General features: G+C 73.2%; 17 protein-coding genes. 2 read left to right on the top strand and 15 right to left on the bottom strand.

The genetic code is table 11. The annotated features are described in order from the left end of the window. Positions 1-2 precede the first annotated feature (2 nt). The 6 genes from HLB15_RS08945 to HLB15_RS08970 form a co-directional block, all read right to left on the bottom strand. Positions 3-1,880, bottom strand: a complete 1,878-nt coding sequence (locus tag HLB15_RS08945; RefSeq protein ID WP_171104954.1) for an acetolactate synthase large subunit — start codon at positions 1,878-1,880, stop codon at positions 3-5. A 261-nt stretch (positions 1,881-2,141) separates the two neighbouring features. Next, the gene (locus HLB15_RS08950; RefSeq protein ID WP_171104955.1) at positions 2,142-3,116 is read right to left on the bottom strand and encodes an NAD-dependent epimerase/dehydratase family protein; all 975 of its coding nucleotides are present in this window, start codon (positions 3,114-3,116) and stop codon (positions 2,142-2,144) included. Continuing rightward, complete coding sequence (locus HLB15_RS08955; RefSeq protein WP_171104956.1) at positions 3,113-4,762, bottom strand: class I adenylate-forming enzyme family protein; 1,650 nt, start codon at positions 4,760-4,762, stop codon at positions 3,113-3,115. The genes HLB15_RS08950 and HLB15_RS08955 overlap by 4 nt, the downstream gene beginning before the upstream one ends. Beyond that, the gene (locus tag HLB15_RS08960) at positions 4,759-6,027 is read right to left on the bottom strand and encodes a cytochrome P450 (protein WP_171104957.1); all 1,269 of its coding nucleotides are present in this window, start codon (positions 6,025-6,027) and stop codon (positions 4,759-4,761) included. Before HLB15_RS08960 ends, HLB15_RS08955 begins: the two co-directional genes overlap by 4 nt. Continuing rightward, complete coding sequence (locus HLB15_RS08965; protein WP_171104958.1) at positions 6,024-6,809, bottom strand: glycosyltransferase family 2 protein; 786 nt, start codon at positions 6,807-6,809, stop codon at positions 6,024-6,026. Before HLB15_RS08965 ends, HLB15_RS08960 begins: the two co-directional genes overlap by 4 nt. Beyond that, a complete protein-coding gene (locus tag HLB15_RS08970) occupies positions 6,806-7,948 on the bottom strand; it encodes a 3-oxoacyl-ACP synthase III family protein (RefSeq protein ID WP_229785638.1) in 1,143 nt (380 codons plus the stop codon). Before HLB15_RS08970 ends, HLB15_RS08965 begins: the two co-directional genes overlap by 4 nt. 124 nt (positions 7,949-8,072) lie before the next feature. On the opposite strand from HLB15_RS08970, the gene HLB15_RS08975 reads away from it, so the two are divergent. Next, positions 8,073-8,654 carry a Uma2 family endonuclease gene (locus HLB15_RS08975; RefSeq protein ID WP_171104959.1) on the top strand — a complete coding sequence of 194 codons (582 nt, stop codon included), beginning with the start codon at positions 8,073-8,075 and terminating at the stop codon, positions 8,652-8,654. Between the two features lie 23 nt (positions 8,655-8,677). On the opposite strand, the gene HLB15_RS08980 is transcribed toward HLB15_RS08975, so the two are convergent. The 5 genes from HLB15_RS08980 to ilvD are packed head-to-tail and all read right to left on the bottom strand — an operon-like array spanning position 8,678 to position 13,525. Next, positions 8,678-9,655: an ABC transporter ATP-binding protein gene (locus HLB15_RS08980; RefSeq protein ID WP_171104960.1), complete on the bottom strand. Its 978-nt coding sequence runs from the start codon at positions 9,653-9,655 to the stop codon at positions 8,678-8,680. After that, positions 9,652-10,455, bottom strand: coding sequence for an ABC transporter permease (locus HLB15_RS08985; protein ID WP_171104961.1), 804 nt, complete (start codon positions 10,453-10,455; stop codon positions 9,652-9,654). The genes HLB15_RS08980 and HLB15_RS08985 overlap by 4 nt, the downstream gene beginning before the upstream one ends. Beyond that, entirely contained in the window at positions 10,448-11,260 is an 813-nt protein-coding gene (locus HLB15_RS08990; RefSeq protein ID WP_171104962.1) for an ABC transporter permease, read from the bottom strand. Before HLB15_RS08990 ends, HLB15_RS08985 begins: the two co-directional genes overlap by 8 nt. Positions 11,261-11,272: 12 nt before the next feature. Then, on the bottom strand, positions 11,273-11,629 hold the full coding sequence (locus HLB15_RS08995; RefSeq protein ID WP_171104963.1) for a 4a-hydroxytetrahydrobiopterin dehydratase: 357 nt from the start codon (positions 11,627-11,629) through the stop codon (positions 11,273-11,275). Between the two features lie 33 nt (positions 11,630-11,662). Continuing rightward, positions 11,663-13,525 (bottom strand): dihydroxy-acid dehydratase, encoded by a 1,863-nt coding sequence (gene ilvD / locus HLB15_RS09000; protein WP_171104964.1) that lies wholly within the window; start codon positions 13,523-13,525, stop codon positions 11,663-11,665. A gap of 498 nt (positions 13,526-14,023) precedes the next feature. Between ilvD and xynA the strand changes: the two genes are divergently transcribed. Continuing rightward, on the top strand, positions 14,024-15,553 hold the full coding sequence (gene xynA / locus HLB15_RS24515; RefSeq protein ID WP_308424950.1) for an endo-1,4-beta-xylanase XynA: 1,530 nt from the start codon (positions 14,024-14,026) through the stop codon (positions 15,551-15,553). Positions 15,554-15,632: 79 nt separating this feature from the next. Here xynA and HLB15_RS09010 read toward each other — a convergent pair whose 3' ends face one another. The 4 genes from HLB15_RS09010 to gatC are packed head-to-tail and all read right to left on the bottom strand — an operon-like array spanning position 15,633 to position 19,588. Continuing rightward, positions 15,633-16,217, bottom strand: coding sequence for a GNAT family N-acetyltransferase (locus HLB15_RS09010; RefSeq protein ID WP_171104966.1), 585 nt, complete (start codon positions 16,215-16,217; stop codon positions 15,633-15,635). Positions 16,218-16,242: 25 nt separating this feature from the next. Next, the gene (gene gatB, locus HLB15_RS09015; RefSeq protein ID WP_171104967.1) at positions 16,243-17,754 is read right to left on the bottom strand and encodes an Asp-tRNA(Asn)/Glu-tRNA(Gln) amidotransferase subunit GatB; all 1,512 of its coding nucleotides are present in this window, start codon (positions 17,752-17,754) and stop codon (positions 16,243-16,245) included. Continuing rightward, a complete protein-coding gene (gatA, locus tag HLB15_RS09020; RefSeq protein ID WP_229785639.1) occupies positions 17,751-19,277 on the bottom strand; it encodes an Asp-tRNA(Asn)/Glu-tRNA(Gln) amidotransferase subunit GatA in 1,527 nt (508 codons plus the stop codon). Before gatA ends, gatB begins: the two co-directional genes overlap by 4 nt. A 14-nt stretch (positions 19,278-19,291) precedes the next feature. Further along, positions 19,292-19,588 (bottom strand): Asp-tRNA(Asn)/Glu-tRNA(Gln) amidotransferase subunit GatC, encoded by a 297-nt coding sequence (gatC, locus tag HLB15_RS09025; protein ID WP_171104969.1) that lies wholly within the window; start codon positions 19,586-19,588, stop codon positions 19,292-19,294. Between the last annotated feature and the right edge of the window lie 205 nt (positions 19,589-19,793).

Here is a 19,793-nt window from a genome sequence, read left to right on the forward strand (position 1 = left end):
GATCAGTCCTCTCGCTCCCACGCCGGCGAGATGCCGCGTGCGTACTGGATGTCGTCGTTGCTCACGCCGGCGGCCACCATCGGCCAGACCATCGCGTCGCGCGAGACGGTGAAGTCCACGACGACGGGTCGGTCGTCGATCTCGTTGGCCCGCTTGATCGCCGCCTCGACGTCGGACGCCCGCTCCACGCGGATGCCCTCGCAGCCGTACGCGTCGGCGAGCTTCACGAAGTCGGGCACCCGCATGGTGCCGTGCCCGGTGTGCAGGTCGGTGTGGGAGTAGCGCGACTCGTAGAACAGCGTCTGCCACTGCCGCACCATGCCCAGCGAGCTGTTGTTGATCAGCGCCACCTTGATGGGGATGTCGTTGATCGTGCAGGTGGCCAGCTCCTGGTTGGTCATCTGGAAGCAGCCGTCGCCGTCGATCGCCCAGACGGTCCGGTCGGGCTGGCCGACCTTCGCGCCCATCGCGGCCGGGATCGAGTAGCCCATCGTGCCGAGACCGCCGGAGTTGATCCACGTGTTGGGGTGCTCGTAGTCGATGAACTGCGCCGCCCACATCTGGTGCTGCCCCACGCCGGCCACGTAGATCGCGTCCGGCCCGGTCAGCTCGCCCAGGCGCTGGATCACGTGCTGCGGCGACAGCAGGCCGTCCGCCGTCTCGCTGAAGCCGCGCGGGTAGGTGCGCCGCCACTCGTCGAGCTGCCGCCACCAGCCCTCGACGTCCGGGCGGCCGTGCTCCTCGTGCTCGCGCGCCAGCTCGGGCAGCAGGTCGCCGATCACCTCGCGCAGGTCACCGACGATCGGCACGTCGGCCGTGCGGTTCTTGCCGATCTCGGCCGGGTCGATGTCCGCGTGCACGACGGTCGCCAGGGGCGCGAAGCTCGACAGCTTGCCCGTGACGCGGTCGTCGAACCGGGCGCCGAGCGCGAAGACGAGGTCGGCCTTCTGCAGCGCCGCCACGGCGGGCACGGTGCCGTGCATGCCGGGCATGCCCAGGTGCTGCGGGTGGCTGTCGGGCACGGCACCGCGCGCCATGAGCGTGGTCACCACGGGCGCGCCCGAGAGGTCGACGAGCTGGCGCAGCAGCTCGGACGCCCCCGCGCGGATCACGCCGCCACCCACGTACAGGACGGGCCGGCGTGCGGTGGCCAGCAGCTTGGCCGCCTCGCGGATCTGCTTGGAGTGCGGCTTGGTCACCGGGTGGTAGCCGGGCAGGTTCAGCTCCTGCGGCCACGAGAACGTGGTGCGCGACTGCATCGCCGACTTCGCGATGTCCACCAGCACCGGCCCCGGACGGCCGGTCGAGGCGATGTGGAACGCCTCCGCGATGGTGCGCGGGATCTCCGCGGGGTCGGTGACCAGGTAGGAGTGCTTGGTGATCGGCATCGTGATGCCGACGATGTCCGCCTCCTGGAACGCGTCGGTCCCGATCGCGGCGCTCGCCACCTGCCCGGTGATCGCGACCAGCGGGATCGAGTCCATGTTGGCGTCGGCGATGGGCGTGACCAGGTTCGTCGCGCCGGGGCCCGACGTCGCCATCGTGACGCCGACCCGACCCGTCGCGTGGGCGTAGCCCGACGCCGCGTGCCCGCCGCCCTGCTCGTGCCGCACCAGGATGTGCCGCAGCTTGGCGGAGTCCATCAGCGGGTCGTACGTCGGCAGGATCGCGCCGCCGGGGATGCCGAAGACGACGTCCGCCCCGACCTCCTCGAGCGAGCGGACGATGGACTCGGCACCCGTCACCTCCTCCGGCCCGACGCGCGGGGAGGCGCTGTCAAGCTCCGCCTTGCCGCCTACGCGGGACCGAAGCTCGGTGCGCACCTGGTCACGCGCCTCGGCGCGCGCGGCGATCTGTGCGGGTGTCGGTGTGCCGGTCATGCGGTTCTCCTGCCGTCGCGCCCCGGACGGGGCGAAAGCGAGCGTTCGTGACAACAAAAAAACCCCGGGTCCTCTGATGAGAAAGGACTGCCAGGGTGAGCGCGCGGACGAAGCCTGTGCTGGGCCTAGGCCGCGCGCTCAGGAAGTACTACGAGAATGATCGTCTGCACGCGCAGCACGTTACGCCGAATCCGAGCCGGTGTCATCCAGCGAGCCAAAGGTCCCACCATCCGAGACGGGCGCCCGCAAGCCGGCGGCGGCTCACCAGCCCATCGCCCCGTGCAGCGTCGTCGGCGCCGGGTCCACGCCGAGCCGCTCGCGCAGCACCGTGAGGTCGTAGGTGCGCTCCATCGCGAGGTGGCTGATCGCGTACCGCGACAGCCGCGGCTCGCGGCCGGTCCAGCGCGCCACCCGCTCCCCTGCCCACGCGAGCGCCCGCGCCAGCGGCAGCGGCACGCCCACCACCTGCACGGGACGGAACCGCGCGAACATGAGCAGCTCGACCGTCTGCCCGAGGTCGACCGGTTCGGCGTCGGCGACGTTGGCCACGAGCGGCCGGCCTGTCGCGACCTCCGGCTCGACGTCGGCCACGAGCGCGGCCCGCACCGCCCTCGTCAGGGTGTCCACGTGCGTGAGGTGCTGCCGTACCCGGCCGCCGCCCGGCAGGGGCAGCCAGGCGCCGACGGCGGCCGCCTCGATCCGCGGCAGGAGGGTCGTGTCGCCCGGCCCGTACACCGCGTGCGGCCGCAGCACGACGACGGGCCCCCTGTCCTCGCGTGCGGCGTCGGCGGCGAGGTAGCGCTCGGCGGCGGCCTTCGTGGACCCGTACGCGTTGAGGTACCCGCGCGCGGGCGCCTCGTCCTCGGTCGCGGCGACGCTCGGGGTACGGGGGTCGTAGACACTGCCCGAGGACACGTGCACGAACCGGGCCTCCGGGAACGTCTCGCGGACCGCGCGGGTGCCCTCGACGTTGACCACCCACGCGCGGGCGTGGCTGCCGCCGTCGCCGACCGCGGCGGCGCAGTGCACCACGGCGTCGACGCGCTCGGGCCGGTCCTCCTTGGGCAGCGGACCGTCCCGCAGGTCCCAGACCTGGTGGGTCACCTGGTCGCGGAGCTCGTCGGGCAGGCGCGGCACGCGGCGGGAGAACGCGACGACCTCGTGCCCGTGCGCCGCGAGGTCCCGGACGACGGCACCCCCTACAAACCCCGACGAACCGGTCACAGCCACCCTCATGCGCGCACTGTACCCGCCACGGGTGTCACCCAGTCCACGAGGAGTCGACGGTCGGGTTTCCGGGACCTGCCCGCCAGCGGTACGTGCGTCGCCTCGACCACGACGTCGGGCAGCGCGCCGTGGTCGAGCACGCCCGCCAGGCGCTCGGTGACCGACCGGACCAGCGGCGTGCCGGTGCGGACGCGCTCGGCGCCGTCGGCGACCCCACGGCCCTCCGCCGTCACCACCAGCACCACCCGCTCGTCGCCATCCGGCTGCGGCACGCCCACGAGGACGGCGTCGGCGACGCCGGGCAGCTCGCGCAGGCGCGGCTCGAAGAGACCCGGGTAGATGTTCACCGTGCCGCGGATGATCATGTCGCGCGTCCGGCCCACGAGCACGATCCGCCCGGCGGCGTCCTGGCGGGCGAGGTCGCCCGTGCGGTGCTCGGTGGCGGGCGGCCTGCCGGCGTCGAGGTCGGCGAGGTAGCCGGCCATGAGCGACGGGCCGGTCAGCACGAGCTCGCCGACGGCGGCGCCGTCCCCCGGCTCCGGACCGGGCTCACCACCCGGCTCGGCGGCCGGCGGGTCGATCCGCACGCCGATGCCGTCGAGCGGACGCCCCACGAGGTCGCCCTCGGCCGCGGCGGCGAGCTTCTCGTCGGCGTCGGTCACGGCGGCCGGGAGGATCTCCGTGGCCCCGTAGACCGCGAGCCAGCGCGTGCCCGGCAGCACGCGGCGCCCGCGGGCGAGCAGCGCGGGCGTCACGGGCGCGGCGCCCACGGCCAGCACGGCGGGCCCGACGGCGGCGCCCCCGCGCGCCTCGAGCACGTCGAGCAGGGCCGTCACGTCGGCCGGGACGAGGAACGACGAGTCGGCCCCCGCGACGCCGCGCGCGAACGCCTCCGGCGCGTCCCGCGGCGTGCGCGCCGGGATCTCCCACGTGCCGCCCGCCAGCACGGCGGGCAGCCCGAGGAACATCTGGTCGGTGTGCGCCCGCTGCCCCGGCCGCAGGTCGCCCACCTGCCGGAACAGGTCGAGCATGCCGCCCAGCGTGCGGGCGGTGTGCACCACGGCCTTGGGGTCGGACGTCGTGCCCGACGTGAACACCACGAGCGCGACGGCGTCGAGGTCGGCGTCCCCCGACCCGGTCCCGGCGACGCCGTCCGCCAGCCGTGCGACCCGCCGGGCGCCGCGCGGCACCCCCGGCAGCCACGACCCGGAGTACAGGTGCCGCACGGGCAGCCGCCCGTAGTCCGGCAGCAGCAGGCCGCGCGAGCGCGCCACCCGGCGCAGCGGCCCCGAGGAGGCGGCATAGAGCAGCGCCTCGGTGGCCGCCCAGCGCGGACGCGCCGCGGCGAGCCGCGCGGCGAACAGCTCCGGCGTCGATCCCGGGTCGACGAAGACGACAGCGCCGCCCGCGCGCAGCACCGCGAGGCACAGCACGACGCCCTCCGGCCGGGGGCGGATGCTGAACAGCACGCGGTCGCCGCGCTCGAGACCCTGCGCACGCAGCGCGGCGGCGGTGCGCTCGACCCGGCCCGCGAGGTCCGCGAACGTGAGCTCCTCGCGCACCCGCGCGCCGTCCCGTCCGCCGAACCAGCGCAGCGCGACGGCGGACGGCGTCTCCCGGGCCCGCTGCGCGAGCCCGTCCAGGAAGTGGCTCATGCGACGGCCCTCTCCGGACCGGACCCGGCCGGGCCGAGCCGCAGCTCGAGCGACCGGTACGCGGGCACGAGCACGCCTCGCTCGACGCCGCGTCGGCCCACGACCGGCACCCGTCCGTCCGCCGACGCCGCCGCGAGCGCGTCGAGCACCGCGTCCACCTGGGCCGTCGCGAGCGGCATGCCGAGGCAGAAGTGCGGGCCGGCGCCGAACCACAGGTGCCGCACGGCCGGGTCGATCGGCCGGTCCGGGTCGAAGCCGCCCGCCGCGCGGCAGCAGTTGACGGTCGCGATCACCACGCGGTCGCCCGCGGCGACGGGCACCCCTGCCACGGTGGTGGCGGCACGCACCGAGCGCAGCATGGCGGGCGTCGGCACGGTGACGCGCAGCCCCTCCTCGACGGCCCGGCGGCGCAGGTCGGCGTCACCGCCGAGCAGCCGGCCCGTCCAGCCGGTGTCGTGCGCGACGGCGACGAGGCGCGGCACGAACGACTGGATGGTCTCGGTGCCGGTCAGCACGAACGCGCCGACGGCGCCCATCGCCTCACGCTCCGACAGCCCCAGGTCGCGCATCCGGCCCGGCACGGTGGCCGGGTCGCCCGCACGGTAGGCGGCGCGCGCGGGCGTGGTGAGCCGCTCCAGGACGGCGCGCGCCTGCCTCACCTGGGACCTGGTCAGCCCGTGCCGGTGCAGGCGCACCATCCCGGTGATCGTGCGCGCGGCGGTCATGGCGGAGCGCACCGCGTCGTCGGTCGGCGGCAGTCCGACCATCCCGCAGATCACCGCGCCGGCCTGCTCGGTCACGGCGGCCGCGAGGTCGACCGTCTCCCCCGCCGCGAGCCGCCGGGTCAGGCGGGGCAGCACGCCGTCGCCCGCCGCCGCGGCGTCGTCGCCCGCGACCAGGCGCCGCACCGCGCGCGGGGAGAACAGGGGCCCGAGCGTGCGCCGCAGCGCGGCGTGCTCCGCACCCTCCATGTTGAGCAGCACGGACGGCCCGAGCACGGGCGTCCACAGGTCCGACGGCGCCCCTGGCCCCACCTTGGAGAAGTGCTCGAGGTCGAGCAGCACCTCGCGCGCGACGGCGGCGTCGCTCACCACGACGCCGACGCGCGGCACGCGCACGACGGGCCGGTGCCGCGCCGACCGGATCGCCGGATAGGCCAGCGGGTGGGCGGCGCGCTGCACGCGCTCCTCCCAGTGCTCCTCCGGCGGCCTCGCCGGGTGACCGGCCCGACGTGTCCCGCGGGCGGTGACGTCCGTGCCGGTCATCGGATGTCGACCACCTCGGGCCGGTACCGGTGGTCCGCGTACCAGCCGAGCGTGCGCACCAGTCCCCACGCGTGCACGCGCCGCGTCGAGGCGCGTACCCACACCTCGGGGTGCTCGCCGTACCGCGTCGTCACCCGCCGGACGGCGTTGACCAGGGCACGGTCCTCGTGCACGTCCTCGATCCGGGTGCGCGGGAACCCGCCCGCGCGCTCGTACAGGGCCGCGGTGATCGCCATGTTGCAGCCGGGCGCCATCACGTACGGGCCGAGGTAGCCCTCGTCGCGGTTGCCCGGGCGCACCTTGCCGAACGAGCTCGAGACCCACAGCGCGAAGGACAGCACACCCTGCTGGAATCGCGAGACCGGACGGTCGTCGGTGCGCGGCACGAGCCGCCCGGCGACCAGCTCGTCGCCCGTGGCGAACGCCGCGCGGACCGCACGCGTCCAGCCGGGCGGGGGCAGGCAGTCGGCGTCGGTGCGGGCGAGCAGCTCCGCGCCGAGGCCGATCGCGGTGCGCATGCCCGTGTCGGCGGCCGCGCCCGTCCCCTTCTGCGGCTCCTCGACCACGCGCCAGCGCAGGCGGCCCCGCTCGGCGATCGCCTTGCGCACGACGTCCGCCGTGCCGTCGGTGGAGCCGTTGTCGACCACGACGAGGTCGAAGTCGTCGTCCTCCTGGGCGTGCAGGGCGTCGAGCGTGCGCAGGATGCCGTGCTCGTGCGCCTCGTTCAGTGCGGGCACCACGACGGCGAGGCGGGCCGTCGCCGGGTCGAGCGGCGCGCTCACCAGCGCACCACCATGGCGCCCATGCTGATGCCGCCGGCCAGGCCGAGCAGCAGCACGACGTCGCCGCGCCGCAGCCTGCCTGCCTCCTGCGCCCGGACGAGCTGCAGCGGCAGCGTGGCCGAGGCGACGTTGCCGTGGTCGGCCACCGTGACGATCGTGCGGTCCGCCGGCACGCCGAGGGCCTCGTGCACGTCCGCGAGGTAACCGACGGCGACCTGGTGCACGGCGACGAGCGCGACGTCCTCGAGGGCCACGCCCGCACGCCCCAGCGCCTCGTCGACCGGCCCGGAGCCGAACGCCAGGAACGCCTCGCGCAGCCGCGAGCCGTCGATCTCGAAGTAGCTCCGCTCGGGGTCGCGCGGGTTGACCGTGCCGCCGGCGGGCAGCATGCCGACGTCCCAGTGCCGCGACTCCGCGGTGAAGGCCGAGCCCAGGATGCCCGACGGCGCGGCCCCCGGGTCGACCAGCCCCGCGAGCTCGGCGGCGAGGTCGTCCTCGAAGCCGTCGGCGGTCCGCGTCGCCTCGACGAGCACGGCGGCCCCGGCGTCGGACATCGTGTAGCCGGGGGCGGACATCGCGTACGTGCGCCGGTCCGGCACGTCCCAGCGGACGCCGCGCGTGGGCATCTCGCCGCTCGCGACCAGCACGCGGCGGTACCGGCCCGTGCCGATGAGCGCCTCGGCCACCTCGATGCCGTTGAGCACCGAGTTGCAGGCGTTCTTGACGTCCATGACGGGAGCGCGGACGCCGAGCTTCGCGGCGACGATGTGGCTCGTCGCGGGCTCGATCATGTCCTGCGTCGCCGAGGCGAACACCAGCAGGTCCACGTCGGCGGGACCGCGGCCCGCCTGGTCGAGCACGCGGCGCGCGGCGGCGACGGCGAGGTCGGACGCCTGCTGGTCGTCCTCGGCCACGTGGACCGTGCGGACGCCGGTCAGCCGCGACACCATCGGTACCCGCGGCACGACGCCCGGGTTCCTGCGGTGCAGGTCGCGCTCGGCGGCGGCCACGTCGCGGACTCGTTCGGGCAGGTGCACCGCTACTCCCGCGAGGCGGGCGACGGGCCGCGGGGCAGGTTGCGACGTGGCGACGGCGCGGGCGGAGGCCGGGGACGGCGCGACGGCCGGTTCGGGTAGCACGCGGCACAGGGTAGCGGTCGCCTGTTTCGGCACATCCGTCTAGAGGTGCTATGTTCTAGAGGTGCGATCGACAGCGGCAGCGGCGAGTCATGACGTGACAGGTGCGCGTTGCTACCGTGGTGCCATGCCCGAGCTCCCCGACTGGATGCGCCCCCCGCGCCCGGAAGGCTGGCTCGCGGAGGACCTGGACAATCTGCCGGACGCTCCCCGCCACACCGAGCTGATCGACGGAGTCCTCGTCTTCATGATGTCCCCGCAACGGCGCTGGCACAGCAGCGTCATCTTTGCCCTGCGCACCGAACTCACCCACCAGGCGACGGAAGGGTTCGTCGTCGACAGCGAGATGACCGTCCGGCTCGACGAGCGCAACCGGCCCGAACCCGACGTGATCGTCTCGACGACGACGATCGACGACGACGCGACCTGTTACGACGTCGACGACGTCGTCCTCGCGATCGAGGTGGTCTCGCCGGAGTCGGCACACCGCGACCGGACCGTGAAGCCGCACAAGTACGCGGAAGCGGGCATCAGTCACTTCTGGCGCGTCGAGCCCGAGTCCGAGTCCGAGGAGACCACAACCTCGGTCCACGTCTACGAGCTGGATGAGCTGACCCGGTCGTACGTCCCTACAGGGATCTACCGCGACACGCTCAAGGTCGACCTGCCGTTCTCCGTCGAGCTCGACATCCGGACTCTCCACGCCTGACCCGTTCCACCGGCCGACGCCGCTCACCGCGTCGCCCGGTAGATCTCCCGGACGACGTCCTCGATGTCCGGCTCGACGATCGACAGGTCCACCACCTCCGCGCGCTCCGCGACGGCGGCGAGCACCCGCGCCGCCGTCGTGCGCTGCGGGTCGAAGGCGAGGCGCTGGCGCAGCCCGTCCGACTCGCTGCGCACGTGCTCGGTCCCCGGCACGTCCGTCAGGTCGGGCCCCGGCGTCGCGAGGTCCAGCACGAGCTCGCGGCGCGCGCCGACGGTGCGCGCCAGACCGGCGAGCATGCCGTCGAACGCGAGCCTGCCGTGGTCGACGACCAGCACGCGCTCGCAGAGCCGTTCGACGTCGCCCATGTCGTGCGTGGTGAGCAGCAGCGTGGTGCCGTGCTCGCGCCGCTGCGCGACGAGGAACTCGCGCAGCCGCTGCTTGGACAGCACGTCGAGGCCGATGGTGGGCTCGTCGAGCACGAGCAGCTCAGGGCGGTGCAGCAGCGCCGCCGCGACCTCCGCGCGCATGCGCTGGCCGAGCGAGAGCTGGCGCACCGGCGTGCCCAGGTACGCGCCCATCTCGAGCATCTCGACCAGCTCGGCGGTGCGTGCGCGCTCGTCCGCGGCCGACAGACCGTGGATCGCCGCGAGGATCGAGAACGACTCGCGCACGGGCAGGTCCCACCAGAGCTGCGAGCGCTGCCCGAACACCACGCCGACCCGGCGCGCGAGCGCTCGGCGCTCCTTGAGCGGGTGCAGGCCCACGGTCCGCACCGACCCGCTCGTGGGCACGAGGATGCCGACGAGCATCTTGATCGTCGTCGACTTGCCCGCGCCGTTGGCGCCGATGTAGCCGACGGACTCCCCCGCCACGACGGTGAGGTCCAGGTGGTCGACGGCGACGTGCCGCGTGCGGCGCAGCCTGCTGCCGCGCTCCGGCCGCCCGGTGAACACCCGGGTCAGCCCCTCGGTCTCGATCACGTTCCCGCTCACGTCGCTCATCCCCCTGCTCCTCGGTAGTGCCGCAGCCCCCACCGCCAGCACGCCGCGGCCACCACGACGGCCCACAGCGCGGCGACCGGGGCGCACCAGCCCAGCCACGCCGGCAGACCGGCCACGCCCCGCGTGCCGAGCAGCGTGGACACGGGCAGGTACGCCGCGAACGCGACGGGGAAGATCGTGCCGAACACGACCAGCAGGGCCCGCGGCCAGACGGTCGCGGGCTGCGTGGCCGCGTAGCGCCCGCCGTAGACGAAGGCGTTGGTCATCTCGGCGCCGTTGACCAGGAAGAACTGCAGCCCGGCGGCCGTGACGAACTGCGCGGTGAAGATGACGAACCCGCTGAGCACCGCGAGCATCAGCAGGCCGACCGCGCCGAGACCCCAGGCGACGTCGTTGAGCGCCAGCCCGACCGCGAGCGCCGTCGCCCCGACCAGGCAGCGCCCGATCCGGCGCAGGCTGAGGTCGCTCGTGACGAGCTGCGCGAGGATCGGCTGCGGCCGCAGGAAGAACACGTCGAGCGTGCCCGCCCGCACGTACACGGGCAGCTTGTCGCAGTGCCCGGCGACGAGGTCGGCGAGGCTGAACGCGAGGTCGGCGACGCCGAACACGAGCAGCACCTGCGCGAGCGTGAGGCCGCCGATCTCGTCGGTCGCGCTGTACAGCACCCAGATCTCGGCGAGCTCGATGACGCCCACCAGCACCGCGCCGACGAGGTCCAGCCGAAAGCTCGTGCGGTAGCTCGCCTGCGAGCGGGCCCGGCTCGCGAGGACGGCGCGGTAGGCGCGCAGGCGGTCAGCCACCCTGCACCTCCAGCCTCCGCCGCCCGGCGCGCGTGGCGAGGTGCCCGGCGACCAGTACGGCGACGAGCCAGCCGAGCTGCACGGTGAGGTGCTGCCCGGCGGCCCACCCCGTGACGCGCCCGGACAGCACGTCGACGGGCAGCTGCATCATGGCGGGGAACGGGGTCGCCAGGGTGATCGCGAGCAGCCAGTCGGGATAGAGGTAGACGGGGGTGTAGAGCCCGGCGAAGAACCCGGACACCGCCATGTACAGCACGGCGACCCCGCGGGTCTCGACGAGCCAGAGCCCGGCGACCGACACGAGGTACACGGTGGCGTGCGAGACGGCGATGCCGAGCAGCAGGCTGACCAGCCCGAGCGCGAGCGTGGCCGGGTCGCCCGGCAGCGCCATGTGCGAGACGAGCACCCCGATGACGACGCTGGGCAGGCCGCGCGGCAGCAGCGCGAAGAGTCCCTTGCCGACGTCGGTCAGCACGTGGGCGGCCTGGACGCTCACGGGTCGCAGGAAGTCGACGGCGACGTCGCCGGTGCGGATCCTGTCCTGCAGGGCGCTGCCGCCCCAGAAGTTGACCGAGCCGAGCATGCCCTGGCCGAGCCACACGAACGCCGCCATGGTGGCGGCGGAGTAGCCGGCGAGCTCGCCGCCCGAGCTGTCCACCGCCGCGCCCATGATGCCGCCCTTGAGCAGCCCGAACGTCGCGTTGGCGACGAGCCCGGCGAACGTGGCCAGCGGGTAGGCCGACTGCCCGCGGAACCCGGCGACGAGGAACCGCCAGTACGGGTTCCGGAGCGGGTTCGGGGGCACGATCGCGGGACGTTACCGCACGATCGACCCGCCGTCATCCGGATTTCCGGAGGCCGTCCAGGGGCCCCGGTCGGCCGCGATGCTGAGCTCGCGGGCGGCCGCCGAGACCTCCTGGGCGAGCGCGAGGTCGCGCCGGGACAGGCCGCCGATGTCGTGCGACGTGGTGCGCACGGTCACCGTCCCGAAGCGGAGGTCGACGTCGGGGTGGTGGTTCGCCGACTCGGCGAGCACCCCGATCCGCATGACGAACCGCAGGCCGGTGGCGAAGGAGCCGGTGCTGTAACGGACCACGGCGGAGCGGCCCACCACGCGCCAGTCCCCCACGCCGGGTCCCGCCGAGAACTCGGCCGGGGTGATCGCGTCGCTCATGCCTGCCCTTCCCTCGTCCTGCGCCGACCCTGCTCAGGCGCGGCGCAGTCGCGCCACGTCGCGGACGGCGCCCCGGTCGGCCGACGTCGCGAGCGCCGCGTAGGCCTGCAGCGCCGGCGAGACGTACCGGTCGCGGGCGGCGGGCTGCCACGGGCGCTCCGACGACTCCATCTTGGCGCGCCGCTCGGCCAGCACCTCGTCGGGCACGTTGACCCGGATGAGGCGGCTCTCGACGTCGATCTCGATCTCGTCGCCGTCCTCGATGAGACCGATCGTGCCACCGGCCGCCGCCTCCGGCGAGATGTGCCCCACGGAGATGCCGCTCGACCCGCCGGAGAACCGGCCGTCGGTGATGAGGGCGACCTGCTTGCCGAGGCCACGCCCCTTGATGAACGACGTCGGGTAGAGCATCTCCTGCATGCCGGGACCGCCGGCCGGCCCCTCGTAGCGCACGACGACGACGTGCCCCGGCTTCACCTGCTTGGTGAGGATCTTCTCGACGGCGTCGTCCTGCGACTCGCAGACCAGAGCCGTGCCGACGAAGTGGAACACGTCGGGGTCGACGCCGGCGGTCTTGAAGACCGCGCCGTCCTCGGCGAGGTTGCCGCGCAGCACGGCGAGGCCGCCCTCGACGGTGTACGCGTGCTCGACGTCGCGGATGCACCCGCCTGCGCCGTCGGTGTCGAGCGACTCCCACCGGTTCTCGGTCGAGAACGCCTGGGTCGTGCGGACGCCCCCGGGCGCCGCGTGGAACAGCTCCTGCGCGCGCTCGGTGGCCTTGCCGCCGCGGACGTCCCAGTCGTCGAGCCAGGCGCGGAGCGTCGGGGTGTGCACGGAGGTGACGTCGTGGTTCAGCAGGCCGCCCCGGTCGAGCTCGCCGAGCAGCGCGGGGATGCCGCCGGCCCGGTGCACGTCCTCCATGTGGTAGTCGGGGTGGTTGGGCGCGACCTTGGACAGGCACGGCACGCGGCGGCTGATGTCCTCGATGTCGGCCAGCGTGAAGTCGACCTCGGCCTCCTGGGCGGCGGCGAGGATGTGCAGCACGGTGTTGGTCGAGCCGCCCATGGCGACGTCGAGCGCCATCGCGTTGGCGAACGCGGCCTTGGTCGCGATGCCGCGCGGGGCCGCCGTGTCGTCCTCGTCCTCGTAGTAGCGCCGGGCCAGGTCGACGATCGTGCGGCCGGCCTCGAGGAACAGCTCCTTGCGGGCCGCGTGCGTCGCGAGCGTCGAGCCGTTGCCCGGCAGCGACAGGCCGAGGGCCTCGGTGAGGCAGTTCATGGAGTTCGCGGTGAACATGCCGGAGCACGAGCCGCAGGTGGGGCAGGCGTTCTCCTCGACCAGGCCGAGCGCCGCGTCGTCCACGTTCTCGTCGGCGGAGTAGTTGATGGCGTTGATGAGGTTGAGCGGGGTCTTGGCGACACCGTCGGCCACCACGGCCTTGCCCGCCTCCATCGGACCGCCCGAGACGAAGATGACGGGGATGTTGAGGCGCAGCGCGGCGTTGAGCATGCCGGGCGTGATCTTGTCGCAGTTGGAGATGCAGACCAGCGCGTCGGCGGTGTGCGCCTGGACCATGTACTCCACGGAGTCGGCGATGAGGTCGCGGCTGGGCAGCGAGTAGAGCATGCCCGCGTGGCCCATCGCGATCCCGTCGTCCACGGCGATGGTGTTGAACTCCTTGGCGACGCCGCCGGCCTCGCGGATCGCGGAAGCCACGAGGTCGCCCATGTCCTTGAGGTGGACGTGCCCCGGCACGAACTGCGTGTACGAGTTCGCGATCGCGATGATCGGCTTCCCGAAGTCCTCGGCACCCATGCCCGTGGCGCGCCAGAGAGCGCGGGCACCGGCCATGTTGCGGCCGTGGGTGGACGTCCGGGAGCGCAGGGGACGGCTCATGACGGGTCAGCTCCTTCGATGCTGGGTGGCCGCACGCGAGTGCAGGCGGGCGGCACGTTCACGCTACCTCCGGTGCCCGGGCACGGACACCACGCGTCCACAGGGTGACCCTCCGCACCCCCTCCCGCCACCGCTGAGGTAGTCACCTGGCGAGGTAGTCACCTGGCGAGGTAGTCACCTGGCGAAGTAGTCATCCAGCGCACAGCCCCTCAAGGGATGGTCAAAACAGGCCCCGCACGAACCCTTGACCTGGGCATCCGTTGTCGGCACACTGAACACCCGTCGGGGCCGCCGGGACGGCGTCCCCGCCGAGCACGAGCGTGGGACCCGTGGACGCCGCTGTCCACGGCCCGCGTCGGCACGCACAACACCCGTTCACCGCCACGTACGAAGAGGTGCGACATGACGAAAACGTTTACTACTCCGAAATCGTTTACCAGCGGAATCAGGCGATCCCGCGCGCGGCTGCTCCGGGCCCTGGCGGGCATCGGCGCGAGCGTGGCGCTCCTCGCCGCGGGCATGGTGGCCACCGCGGGCCCCGCCGCCGCGGTGGACCGCAACGAGACGGGCACGCACGACGGCTACTTCTACTCCTTCTGGACCGACGCGCCCGGCACGGTCTCGATGGACCTCGGCTCAGGCGGCAACTACTCCACGCGGTGGAGCAACACCGGCAACTTCGTGGCGGGCAAGGGCTGGGCCACCGGGGCTCGACGCACCGTGTCCTACTCGGGGTCGTTCAACCCGTCCGGCAACGCCTACCTCACGCTCTACGGCTGGACCCGCAGCCCGCTGGTCGAGTACTACGTGGTCGACAACTGGGGCACCTACCGGCCCACCGGCGACTACCAGGGCACCGTCACCACCGACGGCGGCACCTACGACATCTACCGGACGATGCGCTACAACGCCCCGTCGATCGAGGGCGACAGCTCGACGTTCCCGCAGTACTGGAGCGTGCGCCAGCAGAAGCGCACCGGCGGCACCATCACGGCGGGCAACCACTTCGACGCCTGGGCGTCCCACGGCATGAACCTCGGCAACCACGACTACCAGATCATGGCCACGGAGGGGTACCAGAGCAGCGGCAGCTCGAACATCACGCTCGGCTCCGGCGGCGGCACCCCGCCTGCGGACGACGGCGACGGCTCCTGCACCGTGGACGTCAGCCGCGGCGAGTCGTGGAACGACCGGTTCAACGTCAACTTCACCGTCAGCGGCTCGGACGACTGGCGCGTACGGATCGCGACCGGCAGCGGGCAGAGCCTGCAGAACAGCTGGAACGCGTCGGTCTCCGGCACCAGCGGCACCCTGACGGCGACGCCGAACGGCAACGGGAACTCCTTCGGCATCACGCTGTACTCGAACGGGAACACGACCCTGCCCACGGCGTCGTGCTCGAGCGACGGCGACGGCGGTGACGACGGCGGCGGCGGGAACCCCTCCACCTGCTCGGCCGGCTACGTGGGCCTCACGTTCGACGACGGCCCCAACCCCGGCACCAGCAGCCAGCTGATCAGCACGCTGCGGCAGCACGGCGCCACCGGCACCGTGTTCCCCACCGGCCAGAACGCCCAGGCGAACCCGTCGCTCATGCGGGCCTACGCCGACGCGGGGCTGCAGATCGGCAACCACAGCTGGGACCACCCCTACCTGACCCGGATGGGGTACAACGACATCCAGTGGCAGCTGTCCACCACGCAGTCGGCGATCCAGCAGACGGCCGGCGTCACGCCGCAGCTGTTCCGGCCCCCGTACGGCGACACGAACGGGACGGTCCGCCAGGTCGGGTCCTCCCTCGGCCTGACCGAGATCATCTGGGACATCGACTCGCAGGACTACAACGGCGTCAGCGCGAGCCAGATCCGCCAGGCCGCGAGCCGGCTCACCGACGGGCAGGTCATCCTCATGCACGACTGGCCGCAGAACACACTTCAGGCACTGCCGGGGATCCTCGAGGACCTGGCGTCCCGCAACCTCTGCCCCGGCCACATCTCGCCCACCACCGGACGCGCGGTCGCGCCGTGACCGCCGGGTCCTGAGACGGGCACCGAGCGGGCAGGGCGGGATGCGTCAGCGGCGACGCGTCCCGCCCTCGCCCTCGCGCTCAGGCCAGGGTGGCCCGGTACTCGTCCTCGAGGATGCTCATCACGATCGCGTCGGCCCACGTGTCGTCGTCGCGGTAGACGTCGCGCAGGCGGCCCTCCTCCTGGAACCCGATGGACTCGTAGAGGGCCTTGGCGCGCGGGTTGATGCTGAGCACGTCGAGGCTCACGCGGTGCAGCCGCGGCCCGGGGTCGCCGTCCACGCCGTCGAACGCGAAGCGCAGCACCTCGAGCATGGCCTCCCGGCCGTACCCGCGGCCGCGGTAGTTCGGCAGGAGCTGGAGCCGCAGGTTGGCCGAGCGGGCGTGCTCGTCGAGGTCGTTGAGCACGATCTCGCCGATCATCTCGTCGCTGACCGGCTTGCCGTCCCGCACGGCGGCGGGGCAGATCGCCCAGTCGTAGCGGCCGGGACGCTCGCTGACCGTGCTCGCCCACTCCTCGATCTGCTCGCGCGTGAAGGTGGCGGTGGTGCCCGTCAGGCGGGTGCCCTCCGGGTCCTGCACCGCCTCCCACAGCCGCTCGGCGTCGCGCCCCTCGAGGGGGCGCAGCCGCACCATCTCACCGTGCAGGACGGGGCCGCGGGTCATCCGCGCGGCCCCGCTGCGCGCGCCGTCACCGGCCGATCCGATCCAGCACGAGCTCACGGACCCGCTTGGCGTCGGCCTGGCCCTTGGTCGCCTTCATGACGGCGCCGATGATCGCGCCGACCGGACCCTGGTTGCCGCCGCGGACCTTCTCCACGATGTCGGGCTGGGCCGCCAGGGCGTCGTCGATCGCGGCGAGCAGGGCGCCGTCGTCCGAGACGACCTCGAGACCGCGCGCCACGACGACCGCCTCCGGGTCGCCCTCGCCGGCCAGCACGCCGTCGAGCACCTGACGGGCGATCTTGTCGTTGATCCGCCCGGACTCGACGAGGGACTGGAGCTGCGCGATCTGCGCCGGGGTGACCGAGAGGTCCTCGAGCGCGACCTCGTCCTGCTTGGCGCGCCGGGCCAGCTCGCCCATCCACCACTTGCGCGCACCGGCCGCGCTCGTGCCCGCCGCGATCGTCGCCTCGATGAGGTCGACGGCGCCCGCGTTCACCACGTCGCGCATCTCGGCGTCGGCGTACCCCCACTCGGCCTGGAGCCGACGCCGGCGGGCGACGGGCAGCTCGGGCAGGGACGCGCGGATCTCCTCGACCCACTCGCGGCTCGGCGCCACGGGCACCAGGTCGGGCTCGGGGAAGTACCGGTAGTCCTCGGCGTCCGACTTCACCCGGCCGGACGACGTCGAGCCGTCGTCCTCGTGGAAGTGGCGCGTCTCCTGGATGACGGGCAGGCCCGCGTCGAGCACGCCCGCCTGGCGGGACACCTCGTACCGGACGGCGCGCTCGATCGAGCGGAACGAGTTCACGTTCTTCGTCTCGGTGCGCGTGCCGAGCGGCGCGTCGGGGCTCGTACGCAGCGACAGGTTGACGTCGGCGCGCACGTTGCCGCGCTCCATGCGGGCCTCGGACACACCGAGGGTGCGGAAGATGTCGCGCAGCGTCTGCACGTACGCCCGCGCCACCTCGGGCGCGCGCTCGCCGGCGCCCTCGATGGGCCGCGTCACGATCTCGACCAGCGGGATGCCCGCGCGGTTGTAGTCGACGAGCGAGTACTCGGCGCCGTGGATGCGACCGGTGGCGCCGCCGACGTGGGTGTTCTTGCCCGCGTCCTCCTCCATGTGGGCGCGCTCGATCTCGACGCGGAACACCGCGCCGTCCTCGAGCTCCACGTCGATCCAGCCGTCGTAGGCGATCGGCTCGTCGTACTGCGAGGTCTGGAAGTTCTTCGGGACGTCCGGGTAGAAGTAGTTCTTCCGGGCGAACCGGCAGCTCTCCGCGATCGTGCAGTTCAGCGCCAGGCCGATGCGGATCGCGTACTCGACGGCCTTGCCGTTGACGACGGGCAGCGCACCCGGGAGCCCGAGGCTCACCGGGGTCACCTGCGTGTTCGGCTCGCCGCCGAACTCGACCTCGGCCGCACAGAACATCTTGGTCCGCGTGCCGAGCTCCACGTGCACCTCGATGCCCAGCACCGGGTCGTAACGACGGACGGCGTCCTCGTAGCTGACGAGGCCGGTCGTGGTGGCGGCGGTCATCGGGCGAGCTCCGTGGTCTTGAGGTCGGGTGCCTGGGACAGGAGGGGGCCACCCCAGCGGGACTGGAGGGCTGCCTCGAGCGCGGCGCCGACGCGGTACATCCGGTCGTCGGCCTTGGCGGGGGCGAGGATCTGGAAGCCGACCGGCAGGCCGTCGTCCGACAGGCCGTTCGGCACGGACATGCCCGGCACGCCCGCGAGGTTGGCCGGGATGGTCGCGATGTCGTTGAGGTACATCGCCAGCGGGTCGTCGAGCTTCTCGCCGAACTTGAACGCCGTCGTGGGCGCCGTGGGCGAGACGAGCACGTCGGCCTTCTCGAACGCGGCCGCGAAGTCGCGCTGGATCAGCGTGCGGACCTTCTGCGCGCTGCCGTAGTACGCGTCGTAGTAGCCGGCCGACAGCGCGTAGGTGCCGAGGATGATGCGCCGCTTGACCTCGTCGCCGAACCCGGCGCCGCGGGTCGCGCCCATGACGCGCTCCGCGGTGACGGGGCCTTCGGCCGGCTCGACACGCAGGCCGAAGCGCATACCGTCGAACTTGGCGAGGTTGCTCGAGGCCTCGGCGGGCATGATCAGGTAGTACGCGTCGAGCGCGTAGCCGAAGCTCGGGCACGAGACCTCGACGACCTCGGCGCCCAGTGCGCGCAGCTGCTCGAGGGACTCCTCGAAGCGTGCGGAGACGCCCGCCTGGTAGCCCTCGCCCGAGAGCTCCCTGACGACGCCGACGCGCAGCCCCGCGAGGTCACCCGACGCGCCCTGCCGCGCCGCCTCGACGACGCCGGGCACCGGCTCGTCGATCGACGTCGAGTCGTGCGGGTCGTGCCCGCCGATGAGCTCGTGCAGCAGCGCCGCGTCGAGCACGGTGCGCGTCACGGGGCCCGCCTGGTCGAGCGACGAGGCCATGGCGATGAGGCCGTAGCGCGAGACGCCGCCGTAGGTGGGCTTGACGCCGACCGTGCCCGTCACGGCGCCCGGCTGACGGATGGACCCGCCGGTGTCGGTCCCGATGGCCAGCGGCGCCTCGAACGCTGCGACGGCCGCGGCCGAGCCGCCGCCGGACCCGCCCGGGATCCGCTCGAGGTCCCACGGGTTCTTCGTGTTGCCGAACGCCGAGTGCTCCGTCGAGGAGCCCATGGCGAACTCGTCCATGTTGGTCTTGCCGAGGATCGGCAGCCCCGCCGCCTTGATGCGCTCGACCAGCGTCGCGTCGTACGGCGGCACCCAGCCCTCGAGGATCTTCGACCCGGCGGTCGTGGGCAGGCCCTTGGTGACCACCACGTCCTTGACGGCGATGGGCACGCCGGCCAGCGGGTGCACCTCCTCGCCGGCAGCACGGCGGGCGTCCACCTGCGCGGCGGTCTCGAGCGCCTCCTCGGAGGCGACGTGCAGGAACGCGTGGACGTCGCCGTCCACCGCGGTGATCCGGTCCAGGTGGGCCTGCGTGGCCTCGACGCTGGAGACCTCCTTCGCCGCGAGGGCGGACGCGAGGTCGGACGCGCTCAGGCGCGTGAGGTCGTTCGTCATGTCGTGGGTTCCCATCACTCTTCGCCGAGGATCTGCGGCACCGCGAAACGCCCGTCCTCCTGCTGCGGAGCACCGGCCAGGACGTCCTGGACCGGGAGCGCGGGCTCCGGCACGTCGTCACGGAACACGTTCGTCAGCGGGAGGGGGTGGCTCGTCGCCGGCACGTCGGGAGTGGCGACCTCGCTCACGCGCGCGATGGACTCGACGATGACGTCGAGCTCACCGGCGAGGCGGTCGACCTCGTCGGGCCGCAGGTCGATCCGTGCCAGCGCGGCGACGCGCGCAACCTCGTCACGGGAGATGGTGGACATGCCCGCCAGTCTAGTCTCCGCGGGGCGTCCGGAGGCCCGGAATCTGGCCCGTCCACTGTGAAATCTGTGCAACGTGCGGTGAACGTCGTCAGGGGATGGACCCGTGCCGCACCCAGTGTGGGGTGCGGGGGTCCATCCCCTGACGGAATGGTTGTCCGGCGGCGTCCTACTCTCCCACCCCGTCTCCAGGGCAGTACCATCGGCG

Source organism: Promicromonospora citrea, from assembly GCF_013004695.1.
Lineage (GTDB): Bacteria > Actinomycetota > Actinomycetes > Actinomycetales > Cellulomonadaceae > Promicromonospora > Promicromonospora citrea.

What these genes read in the sequence shown, in the direction of transcription:
- HLB15_RS08975 (WP_171104959.1), top strand. Translation starts at nt 8,073, where the DNA reads ATGCCCGAGCTCCCCGACTGGATGCGCCCCCCGCGCCCGGAAGGCTGG.
- gatC (WP_171104969.1), bottom strand. Translation starts at nt 19,588, where the DNA reads ATGTCCACCATCTCCCGTGACGAGGTTGCGCGCGTCGCCGCGCTGGCA.
- HLB15_RS08980 (WP_171104960.1), bottom strand. Translation starts at nt 9,655, where the DNA reads ATGAGCGACGTGAGCGGGAACGTGATCGAGACCGAGGGGCTGACCCGG.
- HLB15_RS08995 (WP_171104963.1), bottom strand. Translation starts at nt 11,629, where the DNA reads ATGAGCGACGCGATCACCCCGGCCGAGTTCTCGGCGGGACCCGGCGTG.
- HLB15_RS09010 (WP_171104966.1), bottom strand. Translation starts at nt 16,217, where the DNA reads ATGACCCGCGGCCCCGTCCTGCACGGTGAGATGGTGCGGCTGCGCCCC.
- gatA (WP_229785639.1), bottom strand. Translation starts at nt 19,277, where the DNA reads ATGACGAACGACCTCACGCGCCTGAGCGCGTCCGACCTCGCGTCCGCC.
- gatB (WP_171104967.1), bottom strand. Translation starts at nt 17,754, where the DNA reads ATGACCGCCGCCACCACGACCGGCCTCGTCAGCTACGAGGACGCCGTC.
- HLB15_RS08955 (WP_171104956.1), bottom strand. Translation starts at nt 4,762, where the DNA reads ATGAGCCACTTCCTGGACGGGCTCGCGCAGCGGGCCCGGGAGACGCCG.
- HLB15_RS08960 (WP_171104957.1), bottom strand. Translation starts at nt 6,027, where the DNA reads ATGACCGGCACGGACGTCACCGCCCGCGGGACACGTCGGGCCGGTCAC.
- HLB15_RS08950 (WP_171104955.1), bottom strand. Translation starts at nt 3,116, where the DNA reads ATGAGGGTGGCTGTGACCGGTTCGTCGGGGTTTGTAGGGGGTGCCGTC.
- HLB15_RS08945 (WP_171104954.1), bottom strand. Translation starts at nt 1,880, where the DNA reads ATGACCGGCACACCGACACCCGCACAGATCGCCGCGCGCGCCGAGGCG.
- ilvD (WP_171104964.1), bottom strand. Translation starts at nt 13,525, where the DNA reads ATGAGCCGTCCCCTGCGCTCCCGGACGTCCACCCACGGCCGCAACATG.